Origin of the sequence: Luteimonas kalidii, from assembly GCF_029887935.1 — a bacterium.
Classification (GTDB): domain Bacteria; phylum Pseudomonadota; class Gammaproteobacteria; order Xanthomonadales; family Xanthomonadaceae; genus Luteimonas; species Luteimonas kalidii.
In genome coordinates, this window is the sequence record NZ_JARXRO010000010.1 from 83,019 (window position 1) to 102,531 (window position 19,513).

At 70.4% G+C, this 19,513-nt stretch carries 14 protein-coding genes and 7 tRNA genes; 5 read left to right on the plus strand and 16 right to left on the minus strand.

Features of this window, described 5'->3' with window-relative positions; translation table 11 throughout:
* The first annotated feature begins 23 nt into the window (after positions 1–23).
* Positions 24–2,606: a penicillin acylase family protein gene (locus tag QFW81_RS03140; RefSeq protein ID WP_280577106.1), complete on the plus strand. Its 2,583-nt coding sequence runs from the start codon at positions 24–26 to the stop codon at positions 2,604–2,606.
* A 175-nt stretch (positions 2,607–2,781) separates the two neighbouring features.
* Positions 2,782–3,486 carry a PP2C family protein-serine/threonine phosphatase gene (locus QFW81_RS03145; RefSeq protein WP_280577107.1) on the plus strand — a complete coding sequence of 235 codons (705 nt, stop codon included), beginning with the start codon at positions 2,782–2,784 and terminating at the stop codon, positions 3,484–3,486.
* Positions 3,487–3,532: 46 nt separating this feature from the next.
* Here QFW81_RS03145 and dnaQ read toward each other — a convergent pair whose 3' ends face one another.
* The 3 genes from dnaQ to QFW81_RS03160 are packed head-to-tail and all read right to left on the minus strand — an operon-like array spanning position 3,533 to position 5,468.
* The gene (gene dnaQ / locus QFW81_RS03150; protein WP_280577108.1) at positions 3,533–4,270 is read right to left on the minus strand and encodes a DNA polymerase III subunit epsilon; all 738 of its coding nucleotides are present in this window, start codon (positions 4,268–4,270) and stop codon (positions 3,533–3,535) included.
* 56 nt (positions 4,271–4,326) lie between these two features.
* Positions 4,327–4,806: a ribonuclease HI gene (gene rnhA, locus QFW81_RS03155; protein WP_280577109.1), complete on the minus strand. Its 480-nt coding sequence runs from the start codon at positions 4,804–4,806 to the stop codon at positions 4,327–4,329.
* Positions 4,803–5,468 carry a hypothetical protein gene (locus tag QFW81_RS03160; RefSeq protein ID WP_280577110.1) on the minus strand — a complete coding sequence of 222 codons (666 nt, stop codon included), beginning with the start codon at positions 5,466–5,468 and terminating at the stop codon, positions 4,803–4,805. Before QFW81_RS03160 ends, rnhA begins: the two co-directional genes overlap by 4 nt.
* Positions 5,469–5,504: 36 nt before the next feature.
* Between QFW81_RS03160 and gloB the strand changes: the two genes are divergently transcribed.
* Genes gloB through QFW81_RS03175 form a run of 3 tightly spaced genes read left to right on the plus strand, consistent with a single transcriptional unit; the run spans position 5,505 to position 8,466 of the window.
* The gene (gene gloB, locus QFW81_RS03165; RefSeq protein WP_280577111.1) at positions 5,505–6,269 is read left to right on the plus strand and encodes a hydroxyacylglutathione hydrolase; all 765 of its coding nucleotides are present in this window, start codon (positions 5,505–5,507) and stop codon (positions 6,267–6,269) included.
* On the plus strand, positions 6,266–7,642 hold the full coding sequence (locus QFW81_RS03170; protein WP_280577112.1) for a transglycosylase SLT domain-containing protein: 1,377 nt from the start codon (positions 6,266–6,268) through the stop codon (positions 7,640–7,642). Before gloB ends, QFW81_RS03170 begins: the two co-directional genes overlap by 4 nt.
* Positions 7,643–7,668: 26 nt before the next feature.
* Positions 7,669–8,466, plus strand: coding sequence for an enoyl-ACP reductase FabI (locus QFW81_RS03175; RefSeq protein WP_280577113.1), 798 nt, complete (start codon positions 7,669–7,671; stop codon positions 8,464–8,466).
* Positions 8,467–8,616: 150 nt separating this feature from the next.
* Here the strand turns inward: QFW81_RS03175 and QFW81_RS03180 are convergent, their stop codons facing one another.
* From QFW81_RS03180 to QFW81_RS03240, 13 genes are all read right to left on the minus strand, one after another.
* Positions 8,617–10,593, minus strand: coding sequence for a SurA N-terminal domain-containing protein (locus QFW81_RS03180; protein ID WP_280577114.1), 1,977 nt, complete (start codon positions 10,591–10,593; stop codon positions 8,617–8,619).
* A 210-nt stretch (positions 10,594–10,803) separates the two neighbouring features.
* Positions 10,804–10,880 (minus strand) — tRNA-Asp (locus QFW81_RS03185).
* A gap of 39 nt (positions 10,881–10,919) precedes the next feature.
* Positions 10,920–10,994: transfer RNA gene (locus QFW81_RS03190), tRNA-Val, on the minus strand.
* 21 nt (positions 10,995–11,015) lie between these two features.
* Complete coding sequence (locus QFW81_RS03195) at positions 11,016–11,288, minus strand: HU family DNA-binding protein (protein ID WP_149104022.1); 273 nt, start codon at positions 11,286–11,288, stop codon at positions 11,016–11,018.
* 225 nt (positions 11,289–11,513) lie between these two features.
* Positions 11,514–13,964: an endopeptidase La gene (gene lon / locus QFW81_RS03200; protein ID WP_280577115.1), complete on the minus strand. Its 2,451-nt coding sequence runs from the start codon at positions 13,962–13,964 to the stop codon at positions 11,514–11,516.
* 180 nt (positions 13,965–14,144) lie between these two features.
* A complete protein-coding gene (gene clpX / locus QFW81_RS03205) occupies positions 14,145–15,431 on the minus strand; it encodes an ATP-dependent Clp protease ATP-binding subunit ClpX (RefSeq protein WP_280577116.1) in 1,287 nt (428 codons plus the stop codon).
* A gap of 105 nt (positions 15,432–15,536) precedes the next feature.
* Positions 15,537–16,166 carry an ATP-dependent Clp endopeptidase proteolytic subunit ClpP gene (clpP, locus tag QFW81_RS03210; RefSeq protein WP_280577117.1) on the minus strand — a complete coding sequence of 210 codons (630 nt, stop codon included), beginning with the start codon at positions 16,164–16,166 and terminating at the stop codon, positions 15,537–15,539.
* A gap of 79 nt (positions 16,167–16,245) precedes the next feature.
* Positions 16,246–17,550, minus strand: a complete 1,305-nt coding sequence (gene tig / locus QFW81_RS03215) for a trigger factor (protein ID WP_280577118.1) — start codon at positions 17,548–17,550, stop codon at positions 16,246–16,248.
* A gap of 690 nt (positions 17,551–18,240) precedes the next feature.
* A tRNA-Leu gene (locus QFW81_RS03220) sits at positions 18,241–18,325 on the minus strand.
* Positions 18,326–18,950: 625 nt separating this feature from the next.
* A tRNA-Lys gene (locus tag QFW81_RS03225) sits at positions 18,951–19,026 on the minus strand.
* 74 nt (positions 19,027–19,100) lie between these two features.
* Positions 19,101–19,177: transfer RNA gene (locus tag QFW81_RS03230), tRNA-His, on the minus strand.
* Positions 19,178–19,242: 65 nt separating this feature from the next.
* Positions 19,243–19,319: transfer RNA gene (locus QFW81_RS03235), tRNA-Arg, on the minus strand.
* 35 nt (positions 19,320–19,354) lie between these two features.
* A tRNA-Pro gene (locus QFW81_RS03240) sits at positions 19,355–19,431 on the minus strand.
* Between the last annotated feature and the right edge of the window lie 82 nt (positions 19,432–19,513).

Here is a 19,513-nt window from a genome sequence, read left to right on the forward strand (position 1 = left end):
CGGCGTTCATTGGGGGAGTGTTCGTGCGCAAGTGGTCCAGGCGTCTGCTGCGATCGGTGATAGCGGGGTTGGCGTGCGTGGTCCTGCTGGCGCTGGCGGCGTGGGGACTGCTGCGCGGCAGCCTGCCGCGGCTGGACGGGGAGGCCGCGCTCGCCGGGCTCTCGGCACCGGCCCAGATCCGTCGCGACGCGCTGGGCGTGGTCACCATCGAGGCGGCCAGCGAACGCGACGCAATGCGCGCCCTGGGCTACGTGCACGCGCAGGAACGCTATTTCGAGATGGACCTGCTGCGGCGCACGGCCGCCGGCGAACTGTCGGCCCTGTTCGGGCCGATGGCGCTGGATGTCGACCGCCACCATCGCGTGCACCGGATGCGCGCACGCGTGGACGCGCGGCTGGACGCGATCGCCGGCGGCCAGCGGCCCCTGCTGGACGCCTACGCCGAAGGCGTCAACGCCGGCCTGTCGGCGCTGCGCGTGCGTCCCTGGCCCTACCTGCTGCTGCGCCAGCGGCCGCAGCCCTGGCGACCCGCCGACACGGCCCTGGCCGGCTACGCGATGTACTTCGACCTGCAGGACGCGACCAACGCGCGCGAACTGGCGATGTGGACCCTGGAGCCGCACCTGCCCGAGCCGCTGTACGCGCTGCTCGCGCATCCGGGCAGCGACTGGGACGCGCCCCTGACCGGCGAACCGTTCGGCGATGCCGTGTTGCCGGGCGCCGACGAGGTCGACCTGCGCCGGCTGCCGGCACCCCAGGCCCGGGACGGCGCGGCACGTGCCGGCGACGCGTCGCGGGACGATGCGTTCGCAACCCGCCTGCAGCCATCGAGCAACGTCACAGCTCCGCCCCTCGCAGCGACGCAGGCCGAAGCCGGCAACGGACCGTTCGCCGCCGCCCCGTCCTCGCCGGCCAGGAGCGACCTGCGCCCGGGCAGCAACAACTTCGCCGTCTCGGGCGCGCTGACCGCCGACGGCCGCGCGATCGTCGCCGACGACATGCACCTCGGCCTGCGGGCGCCCAACCTCTGGTTCCGCGCCCGCCTGCGCTGGCCCGACGCGCGCGCACCCGGCGGACGCGTCGACGTGCAGGGGCTCACCCTGCCCGGACTGCCCGCGATCGTCGCCGGCAGCAATGGCCACGTCGCCTGGGGCTACACCAACAGCTACGCCGACACGCTCGACTGGGCGCTCGAACGCCCCTGCACCGCCGCCGGGGCCGGCGCCGGGTGCAGTCCGGTCACGGTGCACGCGGAAGCGATCGCCGTCGCCGGTGCCGACTCCGTGCCCTTCGAAGTGCGCGAGACGTCCTGGGGTCCGGTGCTGCACGACCGGCCCGACGGCCAGGTGCTGTCGCTGCGCTGGACGGCGCACCTGCCGCGGTCGCTCGACCTGGGCCTGATGCAGTTCGCGTACGCCGCCTCGGTCGACGACGTGCTGGCGCAGGCCGATCGCGCCGCGATCCCCACCCAGAACCTGGTGGTGGGCGATGCCGACGGGGACATCGCCTGGCGACTGCTCGGCCCCGTGCCTGCCCGCAGCGGCGATTGCCGGCGGCGACTGCCTGCGCGGATGAACGACACCGACATGCCCGCGCCCGGCACGCGGACCTCTACCGATGCGGAGCCGCCGTCGGGAGCCCGCGCGCGCGGAACCATCGCGCCGTCCTGCGCCCCCTGGGCCAACGTCACCGACGCCGCGCCGGTCGTCCGCTCCCCGGATGCGGACCGCCTCTGGACCGCCAACGCCCGCGTGGTGTCCGGCGAGACGCTGTCGCGCATCGGCGACGGCGGCTACGCACTCGGCGCGCGTCAACGGCAGATCCGCGATGCGCTGCAGTCGGGGCGCCGCTTCACCGAGGCGGACCTGCTGGCGCTCCAGCTCGACGACCGCGCCCTGCTGATGACGCGTTGGCGCGACCTGCTGGTGGCGCTCGCCGCGGCGGACGACGCCCCACCCCCACTGCGCAACCTCGCCACGGCGACCGCCGACTGGACCGGTCGCGCCAGCGTCGATTCGGCCGGCTACCGCATCGTGCGCGCCTGGCGGCAGGCGGTGCATGCGCGCCTGCTGGACGGGCTGACCGCGCCGGCGCGCGCGGCCCTGGGCGCGGACTTCATCCTCCCCGACCTGCCCCAGTTCGAGGGCGTGGCCTGGCCGCTCGTGCAGCAGCGTCCCGCACACCTGCTGCCGCGCGGCTTCGACAGCTGGCCGGCGCTGTTCGCCGACGCGGCGCGCGAGGTCGACGACGAGCTCTCGGCCAGCGGTCCGTTGCGCGCGCGCACCTGGGGTGAGCGCAACACGGCGGCGATCTGCCACCCGCTCGCCGGCGCCGTTCCGCTGGGCAAACGCCTGCTGTGCATGCCCGCCGACCGCCTGCCGGGGGATGCGATGATGCCGCGGGTGCAGGGCCCGTCGTTCGGAGCCTCCGAACGCATGGTCGTCTCGCCCGGTCACGAGGGCGACGGCATCCTGCACATGCCAGGCGGCCAGAGCGGACATCCGCTCTCGCCGTTCTGGGGCGCCGGCCACGACGACTGGGTCCAAGGCCGCGCGTCGCCGTTCCTGCCCGGGGCCGCGCGACACACCCTGGTGTTGCAGCCCTGAGGCGGACGGCCGGCGCATGGGCATGTCGCGTTCACCGCCGCCCTGCTAGCGTATCGGCACCCCGCCATGCGCCGGCCGCCGCCCCCGACACGTGCCCCCGCCTGACCTGCCCCTCCGTGTTTCCGCGTTACCTGACGCAAGAACCACGAGTCCGCCCGCAGCCGTCGGGTTACGCATGATCGAATTCGGACATCTGACCCACGTCGGTCTGCGCCGCGAGCTGAACGAAGACACCTATTACGGCGACAGCGAGCTGGGGCTGTGGCTGGTGGCCGACGGCATGGGCGGGCATGAATACGGCGAGGTCGCCAGTGCGCTCGCGCGCGAGACGATCGTGCGCGAGACCCGCCAGGGCACGCCGCTGCAGCAGGCGATCCGGATCGCGGACGAGGAGATCATCCGCGCCTCGCGCCAGCGCAACGACGCCCTGCCGATGGGCACCACCGTGGTCGCCGCGCGCGTGGTCGGCAACCGCTTCGAGGTGGCGTGGGTGGGCGACAGCCGCGCGTACCTGTGGCGTGAGGGGAAGCTCGCCCAGCTCTCCCACGACCACAGCTACGTCCAGGAGCTGATCGCCCAGGGCGCGATCAGCCTCGACCAGGCGCGCAGCCATCCGCATCGCAACGTGGTCACGCAGGCGCTGGGCGTGACCGAGCCGCAGTCGCTCAACGTCGAGACCCTGTCGGGCGAGCTGGCCCCGGGGTCGCAGCTGCTGCTGTGCAGCGACGGGCTGACCGAGGAGGTCGACGACGGCGGCATCTCGCGGGTGCTCGCGCACACCGAATGCAGCGCGCAGGAATGCGTCGACGGCCTGGTCGCCGCCGCGCTGGATGGTGGCGGTTCGGACAACGTCACGGTGGTGCTGGTCCGCAGCCACTGACCCGCCTGACGGCGGGTTCGACCGGCCGTTCCCGGCACACGGGCGATCAGGCCGTGGCCGCGATCGTCCCTTCGTCCGCGACGTCCACCAGGTCCCAGAGGCTGCGCCCGGCCTTGCCCCGGATCGCCTCGACCCGCGCCAGGTGCAAGGCACGATCTTCGTCGGGCACGACCAGGACCGGGCGCGGTCCCGAAGGCGCCACCGGTACCACGACCTGTCCGCGGGACGCGGCGCCGCGCTCGGGCGCGGTGAACCCGATCTCCCCCTGCCCCGCCGTCAGCGCCAGCCACGCCTCCGCCAGAAGCTGCGCGTCGAGCAGCGCGCCGTGCAGCTGGCGGTGCGAATTGTCCACGCCCAGTCGCCGGCACAGGGCATCGAGCGAATTGCGTTGTCCCGGATAGCGCTGCCGCGCGAGCTCCAGCGAATCGAGCACGGTCACGCGATCGCGCAGCCGGCCGTAGCGCTCGCCCAGCAGCGACAGTTCGTGTTCCAGGAAGCCCATGTCGAACGCGGCGTTGTGGATCACGAGTTCCGCGCCGTCGACGAAGGCGAGGAACTCGTCCGCCACCTCGCCGAATCTCGGCTTGTCGGCCAGGAACTCCAGGGTCAGGCCGGTCACTTCCTGCGCCCCGGGCTCGAACTCGCGTTCGGGATTGAGGTAGTGGTGGAAGGTGCGCCCGGTCGGTCGGCGCTCGACCAGCTCGATGCAGCCGATCTCCACCACGCGGTTGCCCTTGCGCCATTCAAGGCCGGTGGTTTCGGTGTCGAGGATGATGTGGCGCATGGTCGGGTTCCGGAATCAGGCAGGCCGGCGCGCACCGCGCGCGCCGCGGGACGGCGTCAGCCGTGGCGCAGGGACGGTGCGGGCGTCGCCACGACGGCGGCGGCGCGCTGGCGCACGGCCTCGTCGCGCGCCAGCACGTCGACGCGTTCGTTGTCGGGATCGCCCGAGTGGCCCTTCACCCAGCGCCAGTCGATGGCATGGCGGGTACAGGCCGCGTGCAGGCGCTCCCACAGGTCGCGGTTCTTCACCGGGTCGCCGCCGGCGGTGCGCCAGTTGCGTCGCACCCAGTTCGGCATCCACTGGGTGATGCCCTGGCGCACGTACTGGGAGTCGGTGTACAGGATCACTTCGCAGGGCCGGCTGAGGGTTTCCAGCGCGGCGATCGCGGCCATCAGCTCCATGCGGTTGTTGGTCGTCAGCGGCTCGCCGCCAACCACCTCGCGTTCCTTGTCGCCATAGCGCAGCAGCGCGGCCCAGCCCCCGGGGCCGGGGTTGCCGAGGCAGGCGCCGTCGGTGTGGATCCCGACCTCGCTCATGCCGCCGCGGCACCGGTCGGCAGGGGCAGCGCGCGTCGTTGCCGCACCGGCGTGAGCGGGAACGCGCGCTTCTCGGCGCGCAGCAGGTAGGCCGCCCGCAGCCCGGCGCCCTGCTGGGGCGAGGGCGCGGTGTGCACCTTCCAGGTCGGGCCGAGGCCCTGCGACACCGGCTCGGGCGCCAGCCCCGCCTGGCGCAGGCGCCTGCGCCAGGCCAGCGGTTCGGACGCGCTGACGCCGCTGCCCCGCCAGCGCCAGCGGTAGGGCGCCAGCGGGTTGAGCACGAACAGCCACAGGCGGCCGCCGTTCACCAGCAGGCGCGCGGCCTCGTCCAGCAGTTCGGCGCCACAGGGGCCGGATGGCCGTGCCACGTGCTGCAGGACCACCGCACCGAAGGCTTCGCTGGGCAGCGGCAGGGGCAACCCGCAGGACACGGGTCCGGACCACTGTCCGATCCCGTCGGGATGCAGGCACAGCCCGCGTCCGGCACCATCCGGGACCGCCCGTTCGACCGGCCCGCACCACAGCCAGGGCAGGCCGGGCCGGTCGGCCAGGGCGTGGGTGACGGCCTCCCGTTCGCTGTCCAGGACCGCCCGACCGGAATCGGACTGGAACCAGGCGTGCAGGTCGGGGCCGGTTTGACGGGCCGGGAGCGGAGCGGGCATGGTCACCATTCTATAGGCTCCCCGGACCCGACCCCGATGCAGCCGACACCGATCCCTGCCCTGTCCGACAACTACATCTGGTCGCTGGGGGACGGAGACGGCGACTGGCTGCTGATCGATCCCGGCGACGCAGAGCCCGTGATGGCGGCCCTCGGTGATCGCCCGCCGCCCCGGGCGATCCTGCTGACCCACCATCACGACGACCACATCGGCGGCGTGCCCGCGCTGCTCGCGCATTGGCCGGGGGTCCCGGTGCATGCCCCCGCGGATCCGAGGATCGGCCACGCCGATCGTCGGATCGGGGGAGGCGACCATGTGGACGCGGGCCGCTGGCGCTTCGAAGTCCTGGCGACGCCGGGGCATACCGTGAGCCACATCGCATTCCACGGCCATGGCCTCTTGTTCTCCGGCGATACCCTGTTCAGCCTTGGCTGTGGTCGCCTGTTCGAAGGTACGCCCCGCGACATGCTGGGTTCCCTCGACCGGCTGGCCGCCCTGCCCGATACGACCCTGGTCTGCTGCGGGCACGAGTACACGCTGGCCAACGCCGCCTTCGCGCGCGTGGTCGACCCCGACAACGCGGCGCTGCGACGCCGCCAGGCACAGGCCACCACGATGCGCGACCAAGGACACCCCACCCTGCCCTCCACTTTGGGCGAGGAGCGCGCCTGCAACCCGTTCCTGCGGATCGACGCGCCTGCCGTGCGCGCATCCGTGGCCGCGCGCGCACCGGCCGCCGCCAGCGACCGGGTCGAGGCCTTCGCCGAATTGCGGCGCTGGAAGGACGGCTTCCGCGCATGAGGGCGCGGTCGGTGATGGCCGGGCTGGCGCTGCTGTGTGCGCTGGCGGGACCGGCCATGGCGGGCCACGACGCGGCCCCGGCGCCACCCGCGACCGGATCCATGGTTGACGCGGAGACTGCCCCGACTGCAGGCGTGGCCGATGCCGCACCCACGCCGCCGGCAGACGGCGGACGGCTCCCGGACGCAGCGCCCGATGCGGCCGCTGGCACCCCGGTTCCGGACGCCGCACAGGACCTGGCCGCGGCACGCCCCGCGCCCGCAGGCATGCGCAGCGGCCTCGAGGTCTACCGCAGCTTCCGCGAAGGCCTCGCCGATCCGGTCTGCGAACCGGGCGCCAGCGACCGGTGGCGACACCATTTCGCCAATGCGCCGGCACAGCTGGCGGCGCCCGGCAGCGACGTGCTGCCCCTGTTCGGCTACGTGGTCGATCGCCTGCGCGAGGCCCACCTGCCGACCGAGTTCGCGCTCATCCCGTTCGTGGAAAGCGGATACCGGCCCGGCGCCCGTTCCGCCCAGGGCCCGGCCGGGCTGTGGCAGTTCATCTCGCTCACCGCGCGCAACCACAAGGTCGCGGTGCGCCCCGGCTACGACGGCCGGCTGTCGCCAGTGGACTCCACCGAGGCCGCGGTGCGCTACCTCAAGACCCTGCACGGCATGTTCGCCGGCGACTGGAGACTGGCGGTGATGGCGTACAACGCCGGCGAATACCGGCTGCTGGGGGCCTTGCGCCGCGCCGGCCAGCGACCGGCCGACGCCGATCCCGCCAGCCTGCCGATGCCCGCGATCACCCTGTCGTACGTGCGCAAGCTGCATGCACTGTCCTGCCTGCTGACCGAATCCGGGGATCGCGACGCCTGGCTGCAGGCGCTCGACCGCCCCGTGCCGGTGCTGACCGCGGCCGAGGTCCCGGTGCAGCTGGCCTCCCTCGACGGCATCGCGCGGCGACACGGCGCGGACGCCACCCAGCTGCGGCGGCTCAATCCGGTATACGCCGACGGCCGCATCGCGCGCGCCGGTAGCGATCGCGCACGCGTGCTGCTGCCGGCCAGGCAGGCCCAGGCCCTGCTCGCCGCGCATCCGGCCGCCCCCGCGGCGGCGCCTGCGCAGGCACCCGCGCGCGCGCTGGCCGCCGACGATCTGTCCGACGCCATGGCCGATGCCTCCGCCCACCTCGAACCGGCACCACGCACCCATGTCGTGGCCCGCGGCGAATCCGCCTGGCGCATCGCCGGACGCTACGGCGTGGAGCTGGCCGAACTGCTCGGGCGCAACGGCCTGGACGCGCGCGGCGTCCTGCGGCCGGGCATGGTGCTGCAGATCGACCCGGTCGGCCCCGCGCCCGGAGCGGCCGCGAGCACCGTGGCAGAATAGCGCCCGGTCCACATCGCGAGTTCTCCATGGGTTTCCTGCAAGGCAAGCGCGCACTCATCACCGGCATCGCCAGCCAGCGTTCGATCGCCAACGGCATCGCCGAGGCCATGCACCGCGAGGGCGCCGAACTCGCCTTCAGCTACCAGAACGAGAAGCTGAAATCGCGCGTGGAGGAGGTGGCCGCGAAGCTCGGTGGCGGGCCTTCGTTCCCGCTCGACGTCACCGACGACGCCCAGATCGACGCCCTGTTCGCCGGGCTCGGCCAGCATTGGCCCGACGGCTTCGACATCCTGATCCACGCCATCGCCTACGCCCCGCGCGAGGCGATCGCCGGCGGTTTCCTCGACGGGCTGACGCGCGAGAACTTCGCCATGGCCCACGACATCTCGGCCTATTCGCTTTCGGCGCTGGCCAGGGGCGCGCGACCGATGATGCAGGGCCGCCAGGGCGCGATCCTGACCCTGAGCTACCTCGGCGCCGAGCGTGCGCTGCAGAGCTACAACGTGATGGGCGTGGCCAAGGCGGCGCTCGAAGCCAGCGTGCGCTACCTGGCACTGAACCTCGGGCCGGAGGGCATCCGCGTCAACGCGATCTCCGCGGGGCCGATCAAGACCCTGGCCGCGGCCGGCATCGGCGGCTTCCGCAAGATCCTGGGCCATGTCGAGGCCAACGCGCCGATCCGTCGCACCGTGACGATCGAGGACGTCGGCAACGCGGCCGCCTTCCTGTGCTCGGACCTCGCCTCGGGCATCACCGGCGAAGTCACCTACGTGGACGGCGGCTACAACATCCTCGGCATGACCGGGCTCGACGAGGGCGAGTAGTCCGGCGTGGTGGCAGGCGCACGCGGTGCGCCTGCAGGCCGGCGCGGTGTGCCGCCCGCGTCGCGGCTTCCGGCCCAGTTCCAGCGCAAACAAAAAAGCCCGGCCATGGCCGGGCTTTTTCTTCGTTGCCGGATCGTGCCCGACGATGACCTACAGGTTCGACTCCAGCACCGTCACCTTCATCTGCTGGCGCAGCGCACGCAGCAGCGTGTCCGCGTCCTCGCGACCGGTCAGCGCCGCCATCTGCTGGCGGAACATGTCGCGCTCGGCCTCCTCGGCTTCCGACGCGTCGCCCGGTGTGACCTTCTGCACCGCGAACACCGCCACGCTGCCGTCGTCCAGCGCCACCTTGCCGGGCGACACCTCGCCTTCGGCCGGAACCGGCGCCTCGAAATACGCTTCCGCAGCCGTCGCATCGGGTACCGGGGCCCCACGCGGCACGCCCTGCACGTCGCGCACCTGCAGCGAGCGCGCGTCGGCCAGCGCCTGCAGCGTCTCGCCTCCGGCGATCTTCCCGACCATCGCATCGGCATCGGCTTCCACGGCCTTGCGCGCGCGGTCGGCACGGACCGCGGCGACCACCTGTTCGCGCGCCTCGCCGACGCTCAGCGCACGCGCCGGCTCGTGCCGGGTCACGCGGATCACGACGCTACGGTCCGGGTCGATCTCGATCGGGTCGCTGACCGTGCCGTCCTGGATCAGGCTCTCGGAGAATGCGGCGCGCTGCACGGCCGGCAGCGCCACCACGCCTTCGCCTTCGCCGCGCGCGATCGGCCCGGCGGTGCGGACCTCCAGCCTGGCCTGCGCGGCCGCCGCCGCCAGTTCGGTGGGGTTGCGGTAGACCTGGTCGACGAAGGCGCCCACCAGATCGTTGAACGCGCGCTCGCGCTCGGCCTGCGCGGCTTCCGTCGCCAGGGTCTCGCGTACCTCTTCGAACGGCACCTGCTGGCCGCTGCGCACCTCGCGCACCTGGATCACATGCCAGCCGAACGGGCTGCGCACGGGGTCGGAAATGCTGCCTGTCTCGGCGGCGAAGACCGCTTCCTCGAACGGCTCGACCATGCTGCCGTCCTGCCGGATCCAGCCGAGGTCGCCGCCGTTCGCAGCCGAACCCGGATCGCCCGGGTTGGCGCGGGCCAGCGCGGCGAAGTCCGCGCCCGCCTCGCGCGCCTGCGCGGCCAGCGCGGCGGCCTTCTCGCGCGCCTGCGACTGCGCGGCCTCGTCGGCGCCTTCCTCGAGCGGCACCAGGATGTGCGACACCAGCCGCTGTTCGGGTTCCACGAAGCGGGCCTTCTCCTGCTCGTAACGCTGGCGCAGGGTGGCCTCGTCGGGCGCGGGGACCGCCGGCAGCGCACTGGCGTCGATCTCGACGTATTCCAGCGTCACCCGCTCCGGCGCGCGATACTCGCCGCGGTGCGCGTCGTACCAGGCCTGGATGTCCTGCGCGCTGACCGCCCCCGTATCCGGCGTCGGCGCCGGCAGCACCACGAACGATACGTCGCGCCGCTCGCCGAGCAGTCGCATCATGCGTTCGGTCTCGCTGGGCGTGGTGAACGCCGAGCGCGCGACCTGGCCGGCGAGCAGCGAGGCCTGCAGGTCGTCGCGCACCATTTCCTGGAATCCCTGCGGCGTGTAGCCCTGCGACTGCAGCGTCAGCAGGTAGCGCTGCTGGTCGAATTCGCCATCGACCTGGAAGGCCGGAATGCCGTTGATCGCCTCGCGCACGCGGGTATCGCCGACCACCATGCCGTCGCGCTGCGCCGCCAGCTGCATGACCCGGCGGTCCACCAGTGCCTCGAGCACCTCGCGCTTGGCTTCGGGCGATTCGAACGCGCGCGCGTCGAACTGCTCGCCTTCCACCTGGCGGCGCCGCTGGCGCTCGTTCTCGAACGCCTCGCGGAATTCCTCCGGCGTGACCTCCACGGACTCCCAGGCGAACTTGCGCACCAGCCACCAGTCCGGTGCGGAACGCCACCAGGACGGCTGTACCTCGACCTTGGCCGCGTAGTTGGATCCGCTCTGGAACAGATACTGCTCCATGCCGAAGAAGGCGAACGGAATGGCGAGGAGCGCGACGATGACGATCGCGATCCAGCCGGACATCTTTTCTCGCAGGGTCTGCAGCATGGGCGAGGCGGCTGTGGGACGTAGCCGTACAGTTTAACCGCATGGCGCCGGACCGGCGCGGGCGCAATGCCCGCGCGCCCGCTGCGCGTATACCGCGCGTCCCCAGGCCCGACGCGCGACACCCGGATCCTGCACCCGCATCGATCGGCAGGGACAACGACGACACACACGAAAAGGCCCCGCATCGCTGCAGGGCCTTCCGTTATCCAATGGCGGAGCGGACGGGACTCGAACCCGCGACCTCCGGCGTGACAGGCCAGCATTCTAACCAGCTGAACTACCGCTCCGCGCCTTGAAACCTGTGTGCGGTTCCAGCGCCCCCCTGATGGTGGGTGCTGAGGGTTTCGAACCCCCGACCCTCTCCGTGTAAAGGAGACGCTCTACCGCTGAGCTAAGCACCCGTAAGGGAACTCAGGAGCCGGTCAGTTTACAGCATCCTTCAGCGCCTTGCCAGCCTTGAACACCGGGTTGTTGGACGCCGGGATCTGCAGGGGCTCCTTGGTGCGCGGATTCAGGCCGGTCCGCGCAGCGCGCGCCTTGACCGAGAAGGAACCGAAGCCGACCAGGTTGACGGCATCGCCGCGCTTGAGGGCGGCGGTCACGGCGTCGATCATCGCGTCGAGCGCGCGGCCTGCGTCGGCCTTGGACAGCCCCGCCTTGTCGGCGACCTGGTCGATCAATTCACTCTTGTTCACTGGCATTTGGACACTCCGTGTGCGGACGCGCGGCCCGCTTGCTGGGAGACCGGACCTGTTCACGGGGAATCCCGCGACGCCGTCCGGCCTGAGGATGAATGCACGAATCCGCGGCATTTTACGCGGAGCGGACGCCGAATACGACCTCGAAACGCTGAAACACGCGGTAACCGGACGCGTCCGGCCGATCGGGATTGCGTTTCGTGATATTTCCGTGAAGCCGGATCAGTGCTTGACGTCGGAACCGGCCGGCGCCTTGTCCTTCCGGCGCCTCACCACGGCGCCGCGTGTCGCGCGCGGTGCCGCGGCGGGACGCGTGCCGGTTCCCGTCAGCGGACGCTCGAGCGCGAGGTCGAGCACCTCGTCGATCCACTTCACCGGCACGATTTCGATGTGGTCGGTGACGTTGGCAGGAATGTCGGCCAGGTCCTTGCGGTTCTCTTCCGGAATGATGACGGTGGTGATGCCGCCGCGCAGCGCGGCAAGCAGCTTCTCCTTCAGACCGCCGATCGCCGTCACCTTGCCGCGCAGGGTGATCTCGCCGGTCATCGCCACCTCGGCGCGCACCGGGACCTTGGTCAGCGTCGACACGAGCGCGGTGGTCATCGCGATGCCGGCGCTCGGTCCGTCCTTGGGCGTGGCGCCATCGGGCACGTGCACGTGCACGTCCTGCTTCTGCAGGAAGTCCACGTCGATGCCGAGGCGCTCGGTGCGCGCGCGCACCACCGACAGCGCGGCCGACGCGGATTCCTTCATCACGTCGCCGAGCTGGCCGGTCAGGATCAGGTTGCCCTTGCCCGGCACCAGGGTGGATTCGATCTGCAGCAGGTCGCCGCCTACCTCGGTCCATGCCAGGCCGGTGACCATGCCGATCTCGTTGTCCTGCTCGGCGCGGCCGAAATCGAAACGGCGCACGCCCAGGTAGGCGTCGAGGTTGTCGGAGCCGACCTTGACCGTCTTCGGCTTGGCCTTGCCCTTGGGCGGGCCGGCCAGCGCGATCTGCTTGACCACCTTGCGGCAGATCTTCGCGATCTCGCGCTCGAGGTTGCGCACGCCCGACTCGCGCGTGTAGTAGCGCACGATGTCCTGGATCGCGTCGGACGCGATCGCCAGTTCCGCGTCGCGCAGCCCGTTGGCCTTGATCTGCTTGGGCACCAGGTAGCGCGTGGCGATGCTGATCTTCTCCTCCTCGGTGTAGCCGGGGATGCGGATCACCTCCATGCGGTCGAGCAGCGGGCCGGGAATGTTGAGCGAGTTGGAGGTGGCGACGAACATCACCTCGGACAGGTCGAGGTCGACCTCGAGGTAATGGTCGTTGAATGCATTGTTCTGCTCCGGGTCCAGCACCTCGAGCAGCGCCGAGGACGGATCGCCGCGGAAGTCCATCGACATCTTGTCGATTTCGTCGAGCACGAACAGCGGGTTCTTCGTGCCGGTCTTGTTGAGGTTCTGCACGATGCGGCCCGGCATCGAACCGACGTACGTGCGGCGGTGGCCGCGGATCTCGGCCTCGTCGCGCACGCCGCCCAGGCTCATGCGCACGAACTTGCGGTTGGTGGCCTTGGCGATCGACTGCCCGAGCGACGTCTTGCCCACACCCGGCGGGCCGACCAGGCACAGGATCGGGCCCTTCATCTGCTTGACCCGCGTCTGCACCGCCAGATATTCAAGGATGCGCTCCTTGACCTTCTCCAGGCCGTAATGGTCGGCGTCGAGCGTGTCCTGCGCGGCCTTGAGGTCCTTGCGCACCTTGCTGCGCTTCTTCCACGGCACGCCCAGCAGCCAGTCGAGGTAGTTGCGCACCACGGCGGCCTCGGCCGACATCGGCGACATCTGCTTGAGCTTGTTGAACTCGTTCTTCGCCTTGGTCTCGACCGCTTTCGGCATTCCGGCTTCGGCGATGCGGCGCGCGAGCTCCTCGAGGTCGTTGGGCGCGTCGTCGATCTCGCCCAGCTCCTTCTGGATCGCCTTCATCTGCTCGTTGAGGTAGTACTCACGCTGCGACTTCTCCATCTGCGACTTGACCCGGCCGCGGATGCGCTTCTCCATCTGTTGCACGTCGATCTCGCCGTCGACCAGGCCGACCAGCAACTCCAGTCGATCCGCCGTGTCCACGGTCTCGAGCAGGCGCTGCTTCTCGCCCAGGCGCACCGCGAGGTGCGCGGACACGATGTCCGCCAGCCGGCCGGGCTCGTCGATGCCCGACAGCGTCTGCATCAGCTCCGGCGGCAGCTTGCGGTTGGTCTTGACGTACTGCTCGAACAACGACACCAGCGAGCGCGCGATCGCCTCGGTCTCGCGCGGCTCGCGGCTCTCGACCGGCTCGACCACGTGGCCGACGCCGGCGAGCGTGCCATCGACCTCGCGCACCTGGGACACGGTCACGCGGGAAACGCCTTCCACCAGCACCTTGATCGTGCCGTCCGGCAGCTTCAGCAGTTGCAGGACATGCGCCAGCGTCCCGATCGTGTACAGGTCGTCGCCCTCGGGGTCGTCGGTCTCGGCGGACTTCTGCGCCACCAGCAGGATGCGCTTGTCCGCTTCCATCGCGATGTCGAGCGCGCGGATCGACTTGTCCCGGCCGACGAACAGCGGGATCACCATGTGCGGGAACACCACCACGTCGCGCAGCGGCAGGACGGGCAGTTCGAGCGATTCGCTACGGGGTCGGGTCATTGCAGGGGTCCAGGGCAGCGGGTGGGCGCCGCACCACAGGGTGCGTGCCGGATGGGTCCGTTATGGGGCCCCGCGCCGGACGATGCAAGCGCCGGGCCACGAACGCAGCTTTCCGCCGCCGGACGGCAGCGGGACGAGGTTCAGACGGAGGTGCCACCGGCGCCCGGACGGGCGCCGTGATCACTCGGCGGAGGCGACCTTGGGCGCGGGCGCCGGGGTCTGGTAGATGAGGTACGGATCGGACTTGTGCTCGATCACCGACTCGTCCACCACCACCTTGCTCACGTTCTCGAGCGAGGGCAGCTCGTACATCGTATCGAGCAGGACCGATTCCACGATCGTGCGCAAACCGCGCGCGCCGGTCTTGCGCTTGATCGCCTTCTTGGCGATCGCGCTCAGCGCGTCCGGGCGGAACTCGAGTTCGACGCCTTCCATCTCGAACAGCTTGCGGAACTGCTTGCTGATCGCGTTCTTCGGTTCGGTCAGGATCTTGATCAACGCCGCTTCGTCCAGTTCCTCGAGCGTGGCGACCACCGGCAGGCGGCCGACGAACTCGGGAATCAGTCCGAACTTGATCAGGTCCTCGGGCTCGACCTGGGCCAGCACCTTGCCGGTTTCGGTCTTGCGCTCGGAACTCTTGAGCTTGGCGCCGAAACCGATGCCGCTGGAGTCGGTGCTGCGCTGCTGGATGATCTTGTCCAGCCCGGCGAAGGCGCCGCCGACGATGAACAGGATGTTGCGCGTCTCCACCTGCAGGAATTCCTGCTGCGGATGCTTGCGCCCGCCCTGCGGCGGCACGCTCGCGGTGGTGCCCTCGATCAGCTTGAGCAGCGCCTGCTGCACGCCTTCGCCGGACACGTCGCGGGTGATCGAAGGGTTCTCGCTCTTGCGCGAGATCTTGTCGATCTCGTCGATGTAGACGATGCCCTGCTGCGCCTTCTCGACGTCGTAGTCGCACTTCTGCAGGAGCTTCTGGATGATGTTCTCGACGTCCTCGCCCACGTAGCCGGCTTCGGTCAGCGTGGTGGCGTCGGCGATCGTGAACGGCACGTTGAGCAGGCGCGCCAGCGTCTCGGCCAGCAGTGTCTTGCCCGAACCGGTCGGGCCGACCAGCAGGATGTTCGACTTCGCCAGCTCGACGTCATCGTTCTTGCTGCGGCTCTCGATGCGCTTGTAGTGGTTGTAGACCGCCACGGCGAGCGTGCGCTTGGCGCGGTTCTGGCCGATGACGTACTGGTCCAGCACCTCGAGGATTTCGCGCGGCTTGGGCAGCGAGCTGCGCGCGGACTGCGCCTTCTCCTCGAGCTCCTCGCGGATGATGTCGTTGCACAGCTCGACGCACTCGTCGCAGATGTACACGCTCGGGCCCGCAATCAGCTTGCGGACCTCGTGCTGGCTCTTCCCGCAGAACGAGCAATAGAGGATCTTGCTGCTGTCGCCGGAACGGCCTTGACGGTCTTCGCTCATGCCTGGATCTGTCTTGCTGCTGCGGTCACGGTTCGAGAATAGCACAGCGCCCGGCGGCGCAAACCCTGCCCCACCGGAACGCCATTTCCTTTTTTAATCAACTGCTTAGGCCGGCTGGATGGACTCTTCCGGACGCCGCTCCAGCACCTGGTCGACCAACCCGTATTCGCGGGCGGCCTCGGCGCTCTTGAAGTTGTCGCGTTCGGTGTCGGTGGCGATGGTCTCGATCGACTGGCCGGTGTGGCGGGCCAGGATCTCGTTGAGCCGCTGCTTCATCGACAGGATCTCGCGGGCGTGGATGTCGATGTCGGTCGCCTGACCCTGGAAGCCACCCAAGGGCTGGTGGATCATCACCCGCGAATTCGGCAGCGCATAGCGCTTGCCGGCCGCGCCGGAGGCGAGCAACAGCGCGCCCATGCTGGCGGCCTGGCCGACGCAGATCGTGCTCACGTCGGGCTTGATGAACTGCATCGTGTCGTAGATCGCCATGCCGGCGGTGACGATGCCGCCGGGCGAGTTGACGTAAAGGTTGATGTCCTTCTCGGGGTTCTCGGCCTCGAGGAACAGCAGCTGCGCGACGATGACGTTGGCCATGTAGTCGTCGATCGGCCCGACCAGGAAGATCACCCGCTCCTTCAGCAGCCGCGAGTAGATGTCGTAGGCGCGCTCGCCGCGGCTGGTCTGTTCGACCACCATCGGGACGAGATTGAGGGCCTTGGTGTCGTAGCTGCTCATGGGGTCGTGGTTCCTGCTCTCGTGACGCGGGTTGGACGCCTTGCCGGGCGGGTGGTTCCCGGCGCGGGCCGGGACCCGCCTACGGGGCGATGGCTTCCTGGAAGCTGAGCTGCTGCTCGGTATGCTGGGCGCGTTCGGCGATCCAGTCGATCACCTGCTCCTCCATCACCCGGTTCTGCAGGCCAGACATCAGCTGGGGGTCGTTGCGGTACAAGTCAATGACCTGCTGCGGTTCCTCGTACGTCGAGGCGATCAGCCGCAGGTGCTCGTTCAGGCGCTTGGGGTCCAGGCGCAGCTCGTTGCGCCGGGCGACCTCGCCCACGAGCAGCCCGACCAGCACGCGCTTGCGCGCCGCGTCCATGAAATTCAGGTGCGCGTCGGCCGGGACCTCGCCCGGGTTGCGGCCGGCGCGACGGGCCTGCTCGACCTGCTGCGACAGCATCCCGCGCGCCTCGGCCTCGACCAGCTTCGGCGGAAGCTCGACGTGCGAATAGACGGCCACCAGCTGCTCGCCGACCTCGCGCCGCAGGCGGTTCATCAACGCGCCCTTGAGCTCGCGCTCGAGGTTGGTGCGGATATCGGCGCGGAACTGGTCCATCTCCCCGCTCTTGACGCCGAAGCTGCGGATGAACGCGGCATCGACCTCCGGCAGCTGCTGCTCCGAGACCTGCTCGGCCTTCAGGTGCACCTGCGCCGTCTTGCCCGCCAGGGCCGCCACCCGCCAGTCCGCGGGGAACGTGACCTCGACCGTAGTCTCGCCACCTGCCTCGATGCCGACCAGCGCATCCTCGATGTCCTTGAACATCCCACCCGAGCCGATCACGGTCGCGCCGCGCTCGACGCCCTCGGCAGGCAGGCGCTGGTCCCCGATCTGCGACCAGGTCTCCACGTCCACCGCATCGCCGGCCTGCGCAGGCCGCGTGACCGCGCTCCAGCTGCGCCGCTGCTGGCGCAGGTTCTCGATCATGCGGTCGATGTCCTCCTCGGTCACCTCGGAGGCATGGCGCACCACGCTGAGGCTGGAGACGTCGATCTCGCCGAAGTCCGGCACCACCTCGAAGGTGGCCACATAGGCCAGTTCGCCCTCGTCCTTCTGCTCGCTCGGCTCGATCCTGGGCTGTCCGGCCAGGCGCAGCTCGTTGCTGCGCACGGCCTCGTCGAAACCCTCGCGCAGCAGGCCGTCGAGCACCTCGGCGCGCACCTGCTGGCCGTAGCGTTGCTCGATCACCTTCGTCGGTACCTTGCCGGGGCGGAACCCCTTGATGCGGGCCGTGCGCGCGATCTCGCGCAGGCGTCCGCCGACCTGGGTTTCGAGCCGTTCCGAGGGCAGGCGGAACGTCAGGCGGCGCTCGAGGCTGCCAAGGGATTCGACCGACACTTGCATTTGACTTCGACTCCTGCCGCCCGGCGCGGGCCGCGGCTTGTGATTCCGGATGGTGGGCCGGGCGCGTCCCATGGCCTGCGACCGCAGGCCGGGCGCGGCCGGCGGAACGGGATATTTTGGCCGAATCGCGGGCGCGGCACCAGAGCGCGGAGCCGGAAGGGGTCTGCGGCGTCGCCCGGGGGACCGTCATCCGGACTCTGGCCGGCGCCAAGGCGGCGTCCGGAACCACGCAGAGCCTTCCGATGGGCAGTCGTTGAGGCTGCTGCACCCGGTTGCTGCCCAAGGCGCGCCGCCGGGCCTGAGGCGAAGGTGGGCCGGGGAACGGCAACGAGCGTCATCGCGACCAGCCGCCTCGCTGCCGTCATCGACCGGCCGATGTCAGGGTGGGCTGCAAGCCAGCTTGTGTCGTCCGTTCACGCGCCGCCGGTCGCCGATGCCCGCCGCGCCGCCCCGGCCTCCGCCTGCGCGCGGCCTCGCCTGTGCGCTGCCCCCGGGGCCGCGCGCCTGAACACCGACAGGCGGGGCAGCGAGGCAGGGCCGCGGCTGGCGAACGCCAAGCAAAAGGTGGTGCATTGGCCAGCGCGCGGGCGGCTCGCTCGGGCCGGCAGGCTCCCGGTACGGGAGGGGCCGGACGTCCTGCACTCGCCAACGCTCGCGAGTTGGTCACGCCCCTGAACTGATTGGGAGGGTTGGTGCGAAAGGGGGGACTCGAACCCCCACGCCTTGCGGCACTGGAACCTAAATCCAGGGCGTCTACCAATTCCGCCACTTTCGCGCGCCGCAATCTTAGCGCCGGGACGCGGCAACGCGGCCGTGCCTGCGGGCACGCGCAATCGAAAACGCCCGGCCGAAGCCGGGCGTCTCGTCGAACTGGTGGCCGTCAAGGGTGAGCCCGGGCCGCCTGCGAACCAGCGGTTCGCGCCCGGGCGAACGCCACGCGCGCTGCGCGTGGCCGGAGCTGCGCAGCAGGCGAACCAGAGGTTCGAATCCGGCGACGGCTGGCCCCGAAACGAGAACGCCCGGCCGAAGCCGGGCGTCCCGTCGAACTGGTGGACCGTCAAGGGTGAGCCCGGGCCGCCTGCGAACCAGCGGTTCGCGCCCGGGCGAACGCCACGCGCGCTGCGCGTGGCCGGAGCTGCGCAGCAGGCGAACCAGAGGTTCGAATCCGGCGACGGCTGGCCCCGAAACGAGACCGCCCGGCCGAAGCCGGGCGTCCCGTCGAACTGGTGGGCCGTCAAGGGTGAGCCCGGGCCGCCTGCGAACCAGCGGTTCGCACCCGGGCGAACGCCACGCGCGCTGCGCGTGGCCGGACCTGCGCAGCAGGCGAACCGGAGGTTCGAATCCGGTGACGGCTGGCCCGAAACGAGAACGCCCGGCCGAAGCCGGGCGTCTCGTCGAACTGGTGGGCCGTCAAGGATTCGAACCTTGGACCTATTGATTAAGAGTCAACTGCTCTACCAACTGAGCTAACGGCCCGCAAAACGGGCGCACATTGTAACAAACGTACGCGTTCCGGCAAGCACCCGAGGGAACCGGCCGGAGGGATGGAATGGGGTGGCTGAGGGGACTCGAACCCCCGACATCTGGAATCACAATCCAGGACTCTAACCAACTGAGCTACAGCCACCACAGGAACTGCACAGGATACCCGAGTCCGGACCCCTGCCCCGCATGCCGACCGCGCGAAACGGCTGGCGCGCCCGGCAGGACTCGAACCTGCAACCACCGGCTTAGAAGGCCGGTGCTCTATCCGGTTGAGCTACGGGCGCCTGCGCGCATGATAGCCGTCCCGGACGGGACACGATGGTCGGGGTAGAGGGATTCGAACCCCCGACATCCTGCTCCCAAAGCAGGCGCGCTACCAGACTGCGCTATACCCCGGCCGGTGACGAGCGGTCGATCCGAACCCGCGCCGGCCCTGGGGTCCGGCGGGGTGGGCCATTGTCCGGAGGGGGTCGATCGG

What these genes read in the sequence shown, in the direction of transcription:
- QFW81_RS03145 (WP_280577107.1), top strand. Translation starts at nt 2,782, where the DNA reads ATGATCGAATTCGGACATCTGACCCACGTCGGTCTGCGCCGCGAGCTG.
- dnaQ (WP_280577108.1), bottom strand. Translation starts at nt 4,270, where the DNA reads ATGCGCCACATCATCCTCGACACCGAAACCACCGGCCTTGAATGGCGC.
- rnhA (WP_280577109.1), bottom strand. Translation starts at nt 4,806, where the DNA reads ATGAGCGAGGTCGGGATCCACACCGACGGCGCCTGCCTCGGCAACCCC.
- QFW81_RS03160 (WP_280577110.1), bottom strand. Translation starts at nt 5,468, where the DNA reads ATGCCCGCTCCGCTCCCGGCCCGTCAAACCGGCCCCGACCTGCACGCC.
- gloB (WP_280577111.1), top strand. Translation starts at nt 5,505, where the DNA reads ATGCAGCCGACACCGATCCCTGCCCTGTCCGACAACTACATCTGGTCG.
- QFW81_RS03170 (WP_280577112.1), top strand. Translation starts at nt 6,266, where the DNA reads ATGAGGGCGCGGTCGGTGATGGCCGGGCTGGCGCTGCTGTGTGCGCTG.
- QFW81_RS03175 (WP_280577113.1), top strand. Translation starts at nt 7,669, where the DNA reads ATGGGTTTCCTGCAAGGCAAGCGCGCACTCATCACCGGCATCGCCAGC.
- QFW81_RS03180 (WP_280577114.1), bottom strand. Translation starts at nt 10,593, where the DNA reads ATGCTGCAGACCCTGCGAGAAAAGATGTCCGGCTGGATCGCGATCGTC.
- lon (WP_280577115.1), bottom strand. Translation starts at nt 13,964, where the DNA reads ATGACCCGACCCCGTAGCGAATCGCTCGAACTGCCCGTCCTGCCGCTG.
- clpX (WP_280577116.1), bottom strand. Translation starts at nt 15,431, where the DNA reads ATGAGCGAAGACCGTCAAGGCCGTTCCGGCGACAGCAGCAAGATCCTC.
- clpP (WP_280577117.1), bottom strand. Translation starts at nt 16,166, where the DNA reads ATGAGCAGCTACGACACCAAGGCCCTCAATCTCGTCCCGATGGTGGTC.
- tig (WP_280577118.1), bottom strand. Translation starts at nt 17,550, where the DNA reads ATGCAAGTGTCGGTCGAATCCCTTGGCAGCCTCGAGCGCCGCCTGACG.